This window comes from Pseudomonas sp. S34 (genome assembly GCF_009866745.1).
Taxonomy (GTDB): domain Bacteria; phylum Pseudomonadota; class Gammaproteobacteria; order Pseudomonadales; family Pseudomonadaceae; genus Aquipseudomonas; species Aquipseudomonas jessenii.
This window is the reverse complement of the sequence record NZ_CP019398.1, coordinates 5,292,445-5,307,500: the sequence shown is the minus strand read 5'-3', so window position 1 is coordinate 5,307,500 and position 15,056 is coordinate 5,292,445. Positions and strand designations below refer to the sequence as shown.

General features: G+C 59.4%; 12 protein-coding genes and 2 rRNA genes (1 of these 14 running past the window's edge). 8 read left to right on the top strand and 6 right to left on the bottom strand.

The window, feature by feature from the left end; genetic code table 11:
• The 5 genes from PspS34_RS23690 to PspS34_RS23670 form a co-directional block, all read left to right on the top strand.
• Nucleotides 1–1,376, top strand: a 23S ribosomal RNA gene (locus PspS34_RS23690); it begins 1,518 nt to the left of the window's first position.
• Between the two features lie 156 nt (nucleotides 1,377–1,532).
• A 5S ribosomal RNA gene (rrf, locus tag PspS34_RS23685) occupies nucleotides 1,533–1,648 on the top strand.
• A gap of 147 nt (nucleotides 1,649–1,795) precedes the next feature.
• A complete protein-coding gene (locus PspS34_RS23680) occupies nucleotides 1,796–2,455 on the top strand; it encodes a paraquat-inducible protein A (RefSeq protein WP_154860534.1) in 660 nt (219 codons plus the stop codon).
• Complete coding sequence (locus PspS34_RS23675) at nucleotides 2,442–3,065, top strand: paraquat-inducible protein A (protein ID WP_007997011.1); 624 nt, start codon at nucleotides 2,442–2,444, stop codon at nucleotides 3,063–3,065. The genes PspS34_RS23680 and PspS34_RS23675 overlap by 14 nt, the downstream gene beginning before the upstream one ends.
• A complete protein-coding gene (locus PspS34_RS23670; protein WP_154860533.1) occupies nucleotides 3,058–5,361 on the top strand; it encodes an MlaD family protein in 2,304 nt (767 codons plus the stop codon). The genes PspS34_RS23675 and PspS34_RS23670 overlap by 8 nt, the downstream gene beginning before the upstream one ends.
• A gap of 212 nt (nucleotides 5,362–5,573) precedes the next feature.
• Here the strand turns inward: PspS34_RS23670 and mksF are convergent, their stop codons facing one another.
• Genes mksF through mksB form a run of 3 tightly spaced genes read right to left on the bottom strand, consistent with a single transcriptional unit; the run spans nucleotide 5,574 to nucleotide 10,379 of the window.
• Complete coding sequence (mksF, locus tag PspS34_RS23665) at nucleotides 5,574–8,414, bottom strand: Mks condensin complex protein MksF (protein WP_057713290.1); 2,841 nt, start codon at nucleotides 8,412–8,414, stop codon at nucleotides 5,574–5,576.
• Nucleotides 8,411–9,112: an Mks condensin complex protein MksE gene (gene mksE, locus PspS34_RS23660; RefSeq protein WP_154860532.1), complete on the bottom strand. Its 702-nt coding sequence runs from the start codon at nucleotides 9,110–9,112 to the stop codon at nucleotides 8,411–8,413. The genes mksF and mksE overlap by 4 nt, the downstream gene beginning before the upstream one ends.
• Nucleotides 9,102–10,379, bottom strand: coding sequence for an Mks condensin complex protein MksB (gene mksB / locus PspS34_RS23655; protein ID WP_174245530.1), 1,278 nt, complete (start codon nucleotides 10,377–10,379; stop codon nucleotides 9,102–9,104). Before mksB ends, mksE begins: the two co-directional genes overlap by 11 nt.
• Nucleotides 10,380–10,598: 219 nt before the next feature.
• Here mksB and PspS34_RS23650 point away from each other — a divergent pair, with 219 nt between their 5' ends.
• Together PspS34_RS23650 and rimI are read left to right on the top strand one after the other, a co-directional pair.
• The gene (locus tag PspS34_RS23650; RefSeq protein WP_154860544.1) at nucleotides 10,599–11,345 is read left to right on the top strand and encodes an energy transducer TonB; all 747 of its coding nucleotides are present in this window, start codon (nucleotides 10,599–10,601) and stop codon (nucleotides 11,343–11,345) included.
• On the top strand, nucleotides 11,338–11,790 hold the full coding sequence (gene rimI / locus PspS34_RS23645; RefSeq protein ID WP_007981794.1) for a ribosomal protein S18-alanine N-acetyltransferase: 453 nt from the start codon (nucleotides 11,338–11,340) through the stop codon (nucleotides 11,788–11,790). The genes PspS34_RS23650 and rimI overlap by 8 nt, the downstream gene beginning before the upstream one ends.
• A gap of 101 nt (nucleotides 11,791–11,891) precedes the next feature.
• Here the strand turns inward: rimI and PspS34_RS23640 are convergent, their stop codons facing one another.
• Entirely contained in the window at nucleotides 11,892–12,299 is a 408-nt protein-coding gene (locus tag PspS34_RS23640; protein ID WP_154860531.1) for a serine kinase/phosphatase, read from the bottom strand.
• 169 nt (nucleotides 12,300–12,468) lie between these two features.
• On the opposite strand from PspS34_RS23640, the gene can reads away from it, so the two are divergent.
• Nucleotides 12,469–13,113, top strand: a complete 645-nt coding sequence (gene can, locus PspS34_RS23635) for a carbonate dehydratase (protein ID WP_057713295.1) — start codon at nucleotides 12,469–12,471, stop codon at nucleotides 13,111–13,113.
• A 6-nt stretch (nucleotides 13,114–13,119) separates the two neighbouring features.
• Here the strand turns inward: can and PspS34_RS23630 are convergent, their stop codons facing one another.
• Nucleotides 13,120–13,644, bottom strand: coding sequence for a lysine methyltransferase (locus PspS34_RS23630; RefSeq protein ID WP_154860530.1), 525 nt, complete (start codon nucleotides 13,642–13,644; stop codon nucleotides 13,120–13,122).
• A 145-nt stretch (nucleotides 13,645–13,789) separates the two neighbouring features.
• The gene (locus PspS34_RS23625) at nucleotides 13,790–14,962 is read right to left on the bottom strand and encodes a hypothetical protein (RefSeq protein WP_057713297.1); all 1,173 of its coding nucleotides are present in this window, start codon (nucleotides 14,960–14,962) and stop codon (nucleotides 13,790–13,792) included.
• Between the last annotated feature and the right edge of the window lie 94 nt (nucleotides 14,963–15,056).

Below are 15,056 nucleotides of genomic sequence, written 5' to 3'. Positions count from 1 at the left end.
GTGTTCTTTTAGAACACGAAGTGGTTGATGCCATGCTTCCAAGAAAAGCTTCTAAGCTTCAGGTAACCAGGAACCGTACCCCAAACCGACACAGGTGGTTGGGTAGAGAATACCAAGGCGCTTGAGAGAACTCGGGTGAAGGAACTAGGCAAAATGGCACCGTAACTTCGGGAGAAGGTGCGCCGGTGAGGGTGAAGCATTTACTGCGTAAGCCCACGCCGGTCGAAGATACCAGGCCGCTGCGACTGTTTATTAAAAACACAGCACTCTGCAAACACGAAAGTGGACGTATAGGGTGTGACGCCTGCCCGGTGCCGGAAGGTTAATTGATGGGGTTAGCTAACGCGAAGCTCTTGATCGAAGCCCCGGTAAACGGCGGCCGTAACTATAACGGTCCTAAGGTAGCGAAATTCCTTGTCGGGTAAGTTCCGACCTGCACGAATGGCGTAACGATGGCGGCGCTGTCTCCACCCGAGACTCAGTGAAATTGAAATCGCTGTGAAGATGCAGTGTATCCGCGGCTAGACGGAAAGACCCCGTGAACCTTTACTATAGCTTTGCACTGGACTTTGAATTTGCTTGTGTAGGATAGGTGGGAGGCTTTGAAGCGTGGACGCCAGTTCGCGTGGAGCCATCCTTGAAATACCACCCTGGCAACTTTGAGGTTCTAACTCAGGTCCGTTATCCGGATCGAGGACAGTGTATGGTGGGTAGTTTGACTGGGGCGGTCTCCTCCTAAAGAGTAACGGAGGAGTACGAAGGTGCGCTCAGACCGGTCGGAAATCGGTCGTAGAGTATAAAGGCAAAAGCGCGCTTGACTGCGAGACAGACACGTCGAGCAGGTACGAAAGTAGGTCTTAGTGATCCGGTGGTTCTGTATGGAAGGGCCATCGCTCAACGGATAAAAGGTACTCCGGGGATAACAGGCTGATACCGCCCAAGAGTTCATATCGACGGCGGTGTTTGGCACCTCGATGTCGGCTCATCACATCCTGGGGCTGAAGCCGGTCCCAAGGGTATGGCTGTTCGCCATTTAAAGTGGTACGCGAGCTGGGTTTAGAACGTCGTGAGACAGTTCGGTCCCTATCTGCCGTGGACGTTTGAGATTTGAGAGGGGCTGCTCCTAGTACGAGAGGACCGGAGTGGACGAACCTCTGGTGTTCCGGTTGTCACGCCAGTGGCATTGCCGGGTAGCTATGTTCGGAAAAGATAACCGCTGAAAGCATCTAAGCGGGAAACTTGCCTCAAGATGAGATCTCACTGGGACCTTGAGTCCCCTGAAGGGCCGTCGAAGACTACGACGTTGATAGGTTGGGTGTGTAAGCGCTGTGAGGCGTTGAGCTAACCAATACTAATTGCCCGTGAGGCTTGACCATATAACACCCAAGCAATTTGACTACTCGAAAGAGCATCAGATTGCGGTGTGTGAAGACGAAAGAACCGAAAGTTCGACTCTTGCAAAACACCGAAAGCTGTCACATACCCAATTTGCTGAAGCGAGGCCAGCCGGCCACGACTCAGTACCCGAATTTCTTGACGACCATAGAGCGTTGGAACCACCTGATCCCATCCCGAACTCAGCAGTGAAACGATGCATCGCCGATGGTAGTGTGGGGTTTCCCCATGTGAGAGTAGGTCATCGTCAAGATTAAATTCCGAAACCCCTATCTGCGTATGCAGGTAGGGGTTTTGTTTTTGTCGTAGAAAAAGCACGATCAATCAAGCACAAATTGGCGCAGTTATTTTTGTCCCGGGACACTAGAATAGGTCCAACTTTTTCAGAGTCAGAGCGCTTATGCCGGATTCGGTTGACGCCAAAGAGCTGTCAGAAATACCACTGGAAAATCTGGTTGCCTGCCATGAGTGCGACTTGCTCATGCGTAAACCCGAACTCGCCCATGGCGAAAAAGCCATGTGCCCGCGCTGTGGCTACGAGCTTTATGCCAATCGGTACAACGTCGTACAGCGCAGTCTCGCCCTTGTCATAGCCGCCTTGTTGTTGTTTATTCCGGCGAACTTTTTACCCATCATGCAGCTCAATCTACTCGGGCAGTCTTCGCAAGACACTGTCTGGAGCGGCGTTGTCGCCCTTTTTGACACGGGTATGCAAAGCGTTTCAGTGATTGTATTCCTGTGCAGCATGGGGATCCCGCTGCTCAAGCTGCTGTGCCAACTGGCCGTATTGTTGAGTATCCGTTTTGATGTCGGACGCAGCTACGGCTTGCTGCTCTATCGCATTTATCACCATATACGCGAATGGGGGATGCTCGAGGTTTACTTCATGGGCGTACTGGTGGCGATCGTAAAACTGGCAGATATGGCAGCCATCACCGTAGGCCTCGGCCTGGTGTGCTTCATTGGTTTGTTGCTGATTCAAGTCTGGCTGGAGGTCGTAATGTCTCCACACCAGATCTGGCAGGCGTTATCAGGAGAGGATGCCCATGCGGGCGATTGATGCGGGCATTCTGATTTGCAAGGAATGTCATGAATTGAACAGGCAGGAAGCTGATACCGATGAGCAAGTCTGTACGCGCTGCGGGGCGCTGGTACACGCCCGCAGCCCGAATAGCCTGGTGCGCACCTGGGCATTGCTGATTACCGCCGCCATTCTTTACATACCGGCCAATTTGCTGCCGATCATGACCGTGAACTCCTTGGGCAAAGGTGCGCCGAGCACGATCATGGCAGGTGTGATCGAACTGATGCACTACGGAATGTTCCCCATTGCGGCCGTGGTGTTTATCGCCAGTATCGTGGTGCCCACGTTCAAACTGGTGGGTATCGCTCTGCTGCTGTTTTCCGTGCAGCGCCGTCAGCCCCTTTCGGCTCGCCAGCGTATCTGGATGTACCGTTTCATTGAATTCATCGGCCGCTGGTCGATGCTCGATATCTTTGTGATTGCCATCCTCGTGGCGGTCGTGAATTTTGGGCGGCTTGCCAGCATCGAAGCCAATCTTGGCGCCATCGCTTTCGCCACGGTGGTGATTCTGACGATGCTTGCCGCGGTAACTTTTGATCCCCGACTGATTTGGGATAACACGGAGTCGGACGACGACCATGACTGATTTGCCTGTAGCGAAAACCCGACCGGCTTCGAACTGGTCTGCCATTTGGGTGTTGCCCCTGATCGCCTTGATCATCGGCGGCTGGCTCGGCTGGCGTGCCTATAACGAGACCGGTATCGAGATTCAGGTGCGTTTTGAGAGCGGCGAGGGCATTCAGGCCAACAAGACCGAAGTTGTCTATAAAGGCATGTCGGTCGGTAAGGTCAAAAGTCTCAAGCTCGATGACGAAGGCAGTTCCAAAGGCGTGATCGCCAGCATCGAAATGAACAAGGACGTAGAGCCATACCTGCGAACCAGCACGCGTTTCTGGCTGGTCAAGCCGAGCGTGACGCTGGCAGGGATTACCGGTCTCGAGACGCTGGTTTCAGGTAACTATGTCGCCATCAGCCCGGGGGAAGGCGAGCCGGTCCGCAAGTTCAAGGCCCTGGCCCAGGAACCGCCGCTCTCCGATGCCCAGCCCGGTCTGCACTTGACTATCAAGGCCGACCGCCTGGGCTCGCTGAACCGTGGCAGTCCGGTGTTTTACAAACAGATCAAAGTGGGCCAGATCAAAAGCTATGTATTGTCCGAGGACCAGAACACTGTCGAGCTCAAGGTCTTCATTGAGCCGACTTACGCCAAACTGGTGCGCAAACACACACGTTTCTGGAATGCCAGCGGCATCAGCATCGACGCCAATCTGTCGGGTGTGAAGGTCCGCAGTGAGTCCCTGGCCAGCATCGTCGCCGGTGGTATTGCGTTCGCCACACCCGAAAACCGCAAGGACAGTCCGCCTACCGATCCGAGCCTGCCGTTCAGACTCTATGAAGACTTTGACGCCGCCGCCGCCGGTATCCGGGTGAAGGTCAAGCTCAGTGATTTCGACGGCTTGCAGGCCGGTCGCACACCGGTGATGTACAAGGGTATTCAGGTGGGCAGCCTGAAAACGCTGAAGGTCGATGCGGATCTGTCTGGCGCAACCGCCGAGTTGACGATGGACCCATTGGCCGAGGATTACCTGGTCGAAGGCACTCAGTTCTGGGTGGTGAAGCCGTCGATTTCCCTGGCGGGGATTACCGGCCTCGAGGCGTTGGTCAAAGGTAACTACATCGCTGTGCGGCCTGGCGACAAGGGTTCGGCGCCACAGCGGGAGTTTGTAGCCCGGGCCAAGGCACCGCCGCTGGATCTGCGTGCGCCAGGCCTGCACCTTGTTTTGTTCACGGAAAGCCTCGGTTCGCTGGAAGTCGGCAGCCCGGTTCTCTACAAGCAGGTCAAAGTCGGCTCCGTACAGAGCTATCAGTTCTCCCGCAAAAAGAAACAACTGATCATTGGCGTGCACATCGAGAAGGAATATGAAGGCCTGGTCAACGCCTCGACGCGCTTCTGGAACGCCAGTGGCATCACCCTCACGGGCGGACTGACCGGCGGGGTCCAGGTTAAAAGCGAGTCATTGCAGAGCTTGATGGCCGGCGGCATTGCCTTCGAGACCCCGCAGGACAACGCCCCGTTGCAGAAGCGTATTCCACGTTTCCGTCTGTTCGCGAACCATGAAGACGCTACGCAGAAGGGCGAAGTCATCACGCTCAAGCTCGATCGCGCTGATGGCCTGCGTACCGGCACTCCGATTCGTTTCAAGGGGCTGGATGTCGGCAAGGTGGAGGATGTTGATCTCAGCGAGGACCTGCAATCGGTGCTGTTGACCGCGCGGATTACCGAAGTGCCAGAGCGCATTGCCCGGGTCGGCAGTCAGTTCTGGGTGGTCAAGCCTGAACTGGGCCTGATCAAGACGTCCAACCTCGAAACCCTGGTGACCGGGCAATACATCGAGGTACAACCGGCGCCGAAGAGCCTGGGTCCGCAGAAGAACTTTGTCGTTTTGGCCGCCGCGCCCGAAACTGCCAAGCAGGAAGCGGGATTGAGTCTGGTGCTGAGCGCGGCACGTCGCGGTTCGCTCAAGGCCGGTGTGCCGGTGACGTATCGCGAAATCACCGTGGGCAAGGTGACCAGTTATGAACTGGGCCAGACCGCTGATCGCGTGCTGATCCATATCCTGATCGAGCCGAAGTACGCGCCATTGGTACGCAGCGGTACACGATTCTGGAACACCAGCGGTTTCGACTTCGATGTCGGCCTGTTCAAAGGTGCAACGGTGCGTACTGAATCACTGGAGACGATGATTCAGGGCGGTGTCGCCTTTGCCACGCCGGATGGCGAGCGCATGGGTAGCCCGGCGCGACCGGAGCAGACGTTCGCGCTGTTCGACAAGTTCGAAGAGGAGTGGCTGGGCTGGGCGCCGAAGATCTCCCTCGGTAAATAGTCGGAGGGTTATGTGGCGTCAGTGATGACGCCTTCGCGGGCAAGCCCGCTCCCACAGGGGACTGGGTTGTTCCTGAAGATATGCGATCAAATGTAGGAGCGGGCTTGCCCGTGAAGAGGCCCTGAAGTTCACTGCAAAGCTAAATCACACACCTATGAAAAAAGGCCGCGATCCATTGGACCGCGGCCTTTTTATTGCCTTCGATTCAAGCCTCAGACCGCATCCAGCTCCGGTTCATCCGCTTGTTCGTTGATCGTCGCCCTTACCTGATCGTGACGACGGATGTACTTCCAGTCCGCCTCATCGATGTAGATGCCAGCCGGACCGCTGCCACCTTCCAGGTCGATGGCGACACTGGCGCAGACCTGCGGCTTCACGCTCGCCAGGATCGGCACGAAGCCCAGTTGCAGGCTGGTTTCCAGCAATGCGGCCTGGTTCTTCTCATCGATGTCCGCCGCCTCGTCGAGGTAGTACGGCAGGCGTACGCGACCGGCCTGGTCACGGTCCATCAAGTGCAGCAACAAGTACATGTTGGTCAGTGCCTTGATGGTCATGGTGGTGCCGTTGGACGCCGCGCCGTCGATGTCGGTGTGGATCACCGGTTGGCCGTTGACCTTGGTGATCTCGAACGCCAGTTCGAACAAGTCCTTGAGGCCGAGCTGGTTGTGGTTGGCCGCCACCAGCCGCGCCAGGTATTCCTTGGCCTCTTCGTTCTTGTTGTCCTGCTCGGCACTTTGGCTCAGATCGAAGACCGACAGGGTTTCGCCTTCTTCGTACTGACCTGCGCTGTGAATGATCTGGTCGATGTGCTTGAGCGCTTCCTTGTTCGGTGCGAGCACGATGCGGAAGCTTTGCAGGTTGGAGACCTGGCGTTTGTTGATCTCGCGGTTGAACAGTGCCAGTTGGTGTTCGAGGCTGTCATAGTCGCTGCGGATGTTGCGCAGGGTCCGGGCAATGTCCGTCACGGCGGCACGGCGAGCCTTGCCCAGGGTCAGGGCTTCGTCGGTACGGTGCGCATAGGCGTTGATCAGCAGTTGCAGGCGCCGCTCCATATCGTCTTCGCTGTCGAACTTGGCCACGCCCTTGAGGCGTACCTGGGCGTACAGCGCTTCGATCTGGCCGTCGGCCCGCAGCAGGCCTTGCCAGCTGTCCTGATAGTCGTTGAGCAGTGGCAGCAGGTTGTCCATGGAATCGTCGATCGGGTCCATGAACGGTGTGCCGAACGGCAGGTCCGCGGGCAGCAACTGACGGCGGCGCAGGGCGTCGTCGAGGGTGCGTTGCTTGGCTTCCATGTCGCCGATCTGGCGGCCGACCAGTTGCAGCTTGGCCGACAGTTGCTGGACGCGCTCGGTAAAGGCATCGCTGGAACGCTTCAATTCGTCCTGTGCGGCTTCCATCTGTGCCATCTGTTCCAGCTTGTCGCCTTCCTCGGCGCTCAGGGTTTGCGCGCGACGGAAATCTTCCAGGGCTTTCTGCGCATCCAGCACTTGCTGGTACAGCACTTCGGTCTGGGTCTTGCTCGCGGCGCGGTCGGCCGCCACGGCCTGCTGGGTCTTCAGTTGCTTGAGTTCTTTGTCCAGGCGCTCCTTCTGGTCGCGCAGGGCTGCGCGGTCAGCCAAGGCCTGCAGCGCCGGTGGTTCGATGTGCGAGATGTCGATGGACAGGCCCGGCACTTCGAAGCGTTCGCCTTTGAAACCGTCGAGGATCAGCTCCACGGATTTGACCCACTCGCCGTCGTCGTCGAGGGTGATGCCGTGTTCACCCAGCGGCAGGCTGAACAGTGCGCTGTTGAACAGGCGCATCAGGCGTTCGACGTCTTGCTGCGAGAATTCTTCGCGCAGGCGGGCATAACTGTTGTTGTCGGCGTGATCGAGCTGCTGCTTGACCGACTTCAGGCGTTTTTCCAGGTCGCGCAGGCGCTCGTCCAGGTCTTCGGCGCTGAACTGGCGGGACTGTGCCAGCGCACCGGCCAGTTCATCGTGAGCGTCCTTGGCGGCCAGCAGCTGCTGCTCCAGCACCTTGACGTCATCGACCAGGGCAAAGCGATGCTTGAGCACCGACAATTCGCCGAGCCAGCGCTGGATGCCGGTGATTTCCCGTTCCAGACGCATCAGTTCCTGGGTGCCACCGCGCTGGTCGTTTTGCAGGGCATCCTGCTCGTTGCGGTAGTGCTCGGCCTGAATGGTCAGCTCTTCCTTGCGCGCACTGGCGTAGTCCGACCAGGTGCCGAGCAAGGAGTCGAGCAGCGGTGAGATCCGGTGCAGTTTGCCGCGCAGAATGTCGCGTTGCTTCACGCCGTTGGCCAGGGCTTCGACCAGCGGGCCGGCGGCGACCAGCGAGTTGTAGTCCTGCTCCATGCGTCGTACATCGCGGAACGCTTCTTCGCACGCGGCGATGTAGTCGACGCTGCCGGAGCGCAGGCTGTGCTCGAAGGCATCGAGGAACAGCTGCTTGAGCTTGGCCGCGGTGATTTCGCGCATGTGCAGCAGGTTGATGAACAGGGCGCGGAAGGTCTTCAGGCTCTGTTCGCTGGTGGAGCGTAGCGGGATCAGCGTCAGGTCCAGCGGGATCGAAGTGTGACCGCCAACCAACAGGCGGCGCAGTTCGTCCGGCTTGAGTTCGTAGGCTTTCAGGCCTTCACGCTCAAGGTTGGTGAACAGTTCTTTCTGGCGCAGGCAGGTGTCGTTTTTCTGGTAGTGGGCCAGGTCCAGTTTGCCGGCATAGGCAAAGAACTGGTGACCGAAGCCGCCGCCCGGGCCGCGGCCGACCACACCGATCACGTGGGGGCCGTGGGGCAGGTTCACCTCCACCAGGATGTAGCTGGTGTCCGAGGCGAAGTAGAAGCGCCGGGACTGCTCCAGGCTGTACTTGCCGAAGCTCATGTCCGACATGCGCGCCAGGATTGGGAACTGCAGGGCGTTGATCGAGGCGGATTTACCCAGGTTGTTGGCGCCGTATACCGATAGCGGCTCTTCCAGCGGGAACAGGCCGAGGCTGTAGCCGGCGGTGTTCAAAAGGGCAAAGCGGCGGATGCCGTAACGTTCCTTGCTCATGCGTCGAGCTCCTGTTCTTCGGCGATGGCGCGGGCCAGTGCGTCTTCTTCGCTTTCGTCTTCAAAACCCGCGAGGTCGAGCGGGTCATCGGTCTGCAACAGCTTTTCGTCGCTGTCTTCGTCGATCAGCACCGGCACCGGCAACGGCAGGACACTGTGCAGGCTGGCGGCCAGATCGCGGTCCTGTTGCACCGACAGGCACACATCGAGGAAGCGGTGCATCGGCGGCAGGAAACGGTAGACGCCGTTCTCTTCGCTGGCGAAACCGAGCTGAGTCATGCGGCGCATGATCTTTTCTTCGAGCTCGTCCTGGGTCTGCACTTCGGCCTGGATGAACAGGTCGCGGTACTTTTCCAGCAGCGACGGCAATTCATCGCGACCGAGGCTGCCGCCGTCGAGCACGGCGATCGGGTCGCGGCCCTGATCGGCCAGGTGCTCGACGAGGATAAAGGTGAACAGCGCCAGACGCTGGGCGGTCTTGTTCACCGCCGCCGCCGCGAGGTCCGGCACGAAGTAGTAGAAGCCACGGGTGTCGCAGACCAGTTCAAAGCCCAGGGCCTTGAACAGCGTGCGGTACTGGTCCTGGAAGTTCGACAACTGCGCGTACAGCTCCGGATCGCGGCGGCTGACGTGATAACCCTTGAACAGCTCGCGAAAGATCGGCGCCAGCTGGGGCAGTTCGGATAGATCAAGATGCATAGGGAGTGCTCGCAGAATCCTCGGCGGCGGTGTCGCTGACCGAGAGCAGGGCGAAGGAGCGCAGGCTGACCTGGTGCTCGTGAGTATGGTATTCGCGACGTTCCAGGCGCTCGCGCTTGAAGCGTTTTTCCCGCGACAGGCGCGAGAACCAGTACAGCAATTCGTCGGTGGCGCCGTCCGGTTCCTGCTCCAGCAGCCAGGTCATCAGGTCCGGCATCGGCAGGGCGTCTTCGCAGCGCTCGAGCATTTCCCGAACGGTGCGTGGCGCCCGTGGCGCTTCGCCTTTCTGGGTCTTGTGAGCCTTGGGGAAGCGCGCCGGTTTCGGTTCGAAGCGGGCCAGGGCATAAACGTAGGCTTCGACCTGGCTGGCACTGCCGAGGAAGGTGCTCTGTGGGCGAGTGAACATCGGCATCGCCGCTTGTGGCACGGCGTCGATGCCTTTGCGGCGGATCATCGACAGGGCCAATGCGGCGCCACGGGTCACGGCGTTGTGCCGGCGCGCTTCTTCGCGCAGCGGCAGCAGCAGCTCGCGGGCGTGACGCAGGGTCAGCTGGGCGCTGGTCTGCATTTCGAGGATGCGCGCGTGGGTGCGCAGCAACATGTCGTCGTCGACCAGATGGCCGAGGCGCTGCTGTTCGCTGAGCATCTTCAGCAGGACGGTTTCGACCTTGCGCACGCCTTGTTCGAAGGCGCCGTCGGCGTTCACCAGATCAATCATTGGCTCGACGTATTCGTCCCAGGTCGCCAGCACTTCAGCATAACGCTGGCGCAACGGAATCTGCCGGTCGCTGGTTTTCGCCCGTTCGGCGACGGCCACCAGTGCCTGTTCGTCGTTATCGAGTTTTTTCAGCACGTCACGCACGCGCATGTCGAGCAGGCGCAATTGGCGGGCGAGGTCGTTGCCGTCGCGGATATCGAATGCGTCCTGGATATAACCGGCCAGACGCTCGAGGTGGCGCAGGTAGGCTTCGATCTCCAGGCACAGGCCCAGACGGTGTTCACGGCGCAGATAGGCGAGGAAGTCGTGAATCTGCGCATTGAGCTCGAAACGGTTCGGGCTTTTGGCCACGGGAACCAGGATGTCGAGGCGAATCCACACATCCAGCAGGCTGGTGATGTCCTGCGGCGTACTGTCGAGTTGCTGGGCGGCCAGTTGCGTGCGCAGTTCGTTCAGGCTCAGTGTGCCTTGGTCGAAGTGCTCGCACAGTGGCTCCAGAAGTGCCCAGTGTTCAGCGAGGGCGCGCAAGACGCGCTTGGGTTCGATCATCGGAATGGCCGGCTGGTTGGCGATTAAAAGCCGCGATTGTACTGCATCGGGGGCAATGCGATTCACTCTCGGGACGGACTGTCGCCTTCTTTTCGGTAAGGTGCATCGATCAACTGCGGGCGATCTTCAGCGAACGGCGGTAGAATCAGCGCACTTTAGTTATCCACAAGTGGCCGACCTTTGCTTATCGAGTCCCGTCGTCGCGCTTATCTGGCCGCCATGCAGGTGGTCAACTGGCTGCCGCGCACCGAATTGCCCTTTGCCGCGCCGTCGCGGCCCGAGCTGCTGGAGATTCCCGAGCCGGTTGTGGTCGCGCCTGTCGTGCCCGCTGTTGTGGCCGATACGCCCGTGGCGCCTGTGGCCAAGCCGGCCGAGCGGGTGAAGATCGAGGTGCCACGGCCATCGCTGGCCAGCACCCGCACCGGCGCCAAACCGGCGGAAGAGGCCGAAGAGACGCCAGCCGTGGTCAAGGCACCCATCGTGCCGCCCCCGCGTTTTGCCCTGCAATTATTGCGGGCCGGGCGTTGCCTGCTGCTGGTGGAGTTACCCACAGGTGAATCCTTCCAGACTCGCGATCCTGCCTACCTGCTGCTCAAGGACATGCTGCGCGCCGCCGGTCTGCCGGACAGCCCGCAGATCGTCGGTGAGCCGGTGCGTTGGCCGTTGTTGGTGCGTGGCACGATGGATCAGGGCCCGGAAGCGGCCCGCGACTTCGTGCAAGGTTTTCTCTCGGTGCGCATGGAAGAAACGCCCTGCGCCTGCTTGTGGCTGATCGGCTTGCCTGCGGTGCGATTTGCCGGCGAAGCGGATGCCGAGGCGTTCAATCGCGAATTGCAGATCGAAGGCCTGGGCTCGGCCTGGGCGTTGCCGGGCCTGGAATTATTAATGGAAGAGCCACAGCGTAAGGCTGATGTCTGGCAAGCCATGCGTCGGCTGATGGCGCGCTGGAAAGAATCGAATGAGTGACGCTGTATCGTTTCGCCCGATGACCGAGGCGGACCTGGAAGCTGTACTGAAAATCGAATATGCGGCCTATAGCCATCCCTGGACCCGCGGGATTTTCCTCGATGGCCTGGGCAAGTATCAGATCTGGCTGATGTTCGAAGGTCAGCAACAGGTCGGCCACGGTGTGGTGCAGATCATCCTCGACGAGGCGCACCTGCTCAACATTACGGTCAAGCCGGAAAACCAGGGCCGGGGCCTGGGGCTGACCTTGCTTGAGCATTTGATGTCGATCGCCTACAAGGCAGACGCCCGGGAGTGTTTCCTGGAAGTGCGCGACAGCAATACCGCGGCGTTCAAGCTGTATGAACGCTATGGCTTCAACGAAATCGGCCGGCGTCGGGATTACTACCCGGCGGTGGGCGGGCGCGAAGATGCGGTGGTCATGGCCTGCACTTTGGTGGATTGAGCCTCAAAAGCTTCGCGAGCAAGCCCGCTCCCACATTTGGAATGCATTCCCCCTGTGGGAGCGGACTTGCTCGCGAAGGCGGCTGAACAGGCACTAAAAAATTATCGCTTGCCGTCCATCGGATCGCGCTGAGCCAGTTCAGCCTCATCCAGGCCATTGCCACCGCCGATATCGTCCTCATCGACGATGCTCAGGTCCCAATCCGCACGGCTATCATTGCCCGCCTCATGGGCATCCCGGGCGCCGTCCTCACGGATCAGGGTTTCCGGGCTCAGGTCGTCCTCGGTAGGTTGATGGTCACCGGTCGAGGCAGCAGCGGTCAGGCCCGCTTCACGTCCGCGCTGGCGCGACAGCAGTCGCTCGCGCTCCTTTTCCGGCAGTTCGTCACCGATTCTGGTGCTGGGTTCTTCAGCGTCGAAATCCAGCTCACGCACCGAGCCCATGCGGTCTTCGTTGTCATCGACGGGTTCCGGTTGCACCGCATCGTACGGACGTCGTGAATCATTCATGGCAATTCCTCATACTGTAGTCCCTACTACGGTTGACCCCCGTGGCTACCGAGAATTCCACCGGCATGGAGCCCCGTGTTCCGGATCAGGAGAGCATCTGCATTTTCGCGCGTGACCCCGACGGACGGTTGTCAGTCAAAGCTGCGCATCATTCTTGAGGCTTCAAAGCATGAACGAATTACAAGATCTGATTGATAACAACGAGCGTTGGGCCGCTGCGATCAAGGAGGAAGATCCTGACTTCTTCGCCAAGCTGGCTCGCCAACAGACCCCAGAGTTCCTGTGGATCGGTTGTTCCGACGCCCGGGTGCCGGCCAACGAGATCGTCGGCATGCTGCCGGGCGATCTGTTCGTACACCGTAATGTGGCCAACGTTGTGCTGCACACCGACCTCAACTGCCTGTCGGTGATTCAGTACGCGGTCGATGTGCTCAAGGTCAAACACATCCTTGTCACCGGCCATTATGGCTGCGGCGGTGTGCGCGCTTCGATGCAGGATCGCCAGTTCGGCCTGATCGACGGCTGGCTGCGTTCGATTCGCGATCTCTACTACGAGAAGCGCGAAGAGCTGGCCAAACTGGCCACCGAAGAGGAACAGGTCGACCGCCTCTGCGAACTCAACGTGATTCAGCAAGTGGCCAACGTCGCCCATACCAGCATTGTGCAAAATGCCTGGCATCGCGGGCAGAGCCTGTCGGTCCACGGTTGCATCTACGGCATCAAGGACGGTCGCTGGAAAAGCCTGAACACCACCATCAGCGGCTTCGAGCAACTGCCGCCGCAGTACCGCCTGCGTCCGGTCGACCCTCAGTAATACCCGTCAATAATGACGTTGCCGACGCCAGCGTTGCAGAAACGCCTGGCCGTCGGCGTTTGGCGACTCGTCGTAGCCGGTAATCCAGCCACGGCACTCGTATGAGCCGCACTGGCAGGCAAATTGGCGTTGCAGTTTGTCTTCGGTGGCGGCGAAGTCCATGGTCAGCCAGTCCCCCTTGCTGATGTCCTTTAGCGCCCATAACCACAACTCGCTCAAGTCCAGAAAGACATTGGGGTCGCAGGAGTGTCGCAACAGTCCGCAGAAGCGCGGGTCGTAGACGTGTATGCCCGGGGCGAGCTGGCGGGTATGCCGGCAGCGGTAGGGCAGCAAATGCCCCGACGCCCGGCAGATACGGGTGATTCGCGGGAATTCGCGCCGTGCGGCAATACCCGTGGCTTCGCCCTTGGCGTTTTCAATGATTTCGAAGTCGGCCAGGGAAGGAAATCCCAGGCGAACGGGCAGCTCCGAAAAGGGGTAAACACCTTGCGGCGGTTGTGGGCTTTTTCGTTGAGGGGCGTGAGCTTTCATAACAATCCCTGTCTGCTGGGTGCTGCGACTTCCTTGTACCGACGGTCCTGTCAGCACAGCAGCACATGGGTTCAGCCCAAGCCTCTCGCAGATACCATGGGCGGTCTACTGTCATAAGTGACAGATTTTTTCGCCGTTCATCGGGTTACAGCGGCGGAGCAGGTTTCGCCGTGGCGGGTGCCGGGGCCTTGAGCTGCTTGAGCTGGGACACGATCGAAGCTGTCGCGCATTTGCCCACAGCCTGTTGGGGCGACAGGTTGCGGATCGAGGTGTAGAACAGCTCGCAGGTTTTTTCTTTCTGGGCCACTTGCCAGGTTTGCCTGCAGGTATTGAGCTCAACGTCCGGATTGCTGTCCGGTTGGCGTCCCATGGCGGCCTGCCAGCACGCAGCACTCAAATCCTGACCCATGACTTTCAGGCCTGCCGCATCGGCCTTGGCCTGGGCGTCACTGCCGGTGTAGCTTGCCGGATCGGCGGCATACCAAATGTAGCTCGGATGGTTGGAGCCCAGCACGGGGACTTTCACGCCGTTGTCCGGGGTGATCTGGACCAGGCCCAACACGTTCACCGTCTGCCCGTATTGCTCTTTGATCCAGTTACGCACCGGTGCGCCGAAGGCGACCATCGGCAGGGCTGCACCGCTGGCGTTCAGGCTGACTTCCTTGACCATGGTGGTCTGGTAATCCTTGAAGTAGCCGTAGACGCCTTCGAGGTCTTTGCCCGCGTTGGACGGCGCGGCAATCGGGGCGATGTCGATGATTGTCTGGTAGCCCGGCGTCTGCCCGGCCGGGATGCCGTTGGCAGTCAGCAGCGTGGCCCAGCGATCCGTAGTGGCGGACCTCAGGTAATCCTGGGCCTGGGTCAGCGAATAGTCTGGCGGGAAGTGCAGCAGTTCGACGCTTTTGCGGTTTTCCAGGGCCATGCCCAACGGCAGGAACAGGTACCAGCTATACGCCCACTTGCCATCGGCATTCAGTTTGCTGGCGCCGTTGTAGGCCAGGTCACCGGCGTCGAGCAGCGCGGCCAGAGGCTTTTCATAGCCGTTGGGTACGCCGCTGATTTCGGCATAAAGCTGATTGTTATCGGTCTTGATCAGAACCTTCGCCCCGGTGTAGCCATCACGCTGCACGCTTTGGGTCAGGTAATGCTCGACGGTCTGTTCAAGTGTCCAGTTGCGAAAGCAGATCACGTTGCAGTTGTTGGGATAGGCGAAGAGACGGGTAACGCGTTCGGTACTGCCCAGTTTCAGGGCGACATCGGCGTGGGCAGCGGCGCTCAGGGTTAGGGCCGCGAGAGTCAGTCCTGCAAGTTTTAGCATGCTCAGATCCTTTTCAGCGTGGTTTCCCGTTGGCGTGGGTGCTACATACTGAAACCGCAGGCGGCGGTTGGTCTAGAGGGGGGAGGTAAAAAGC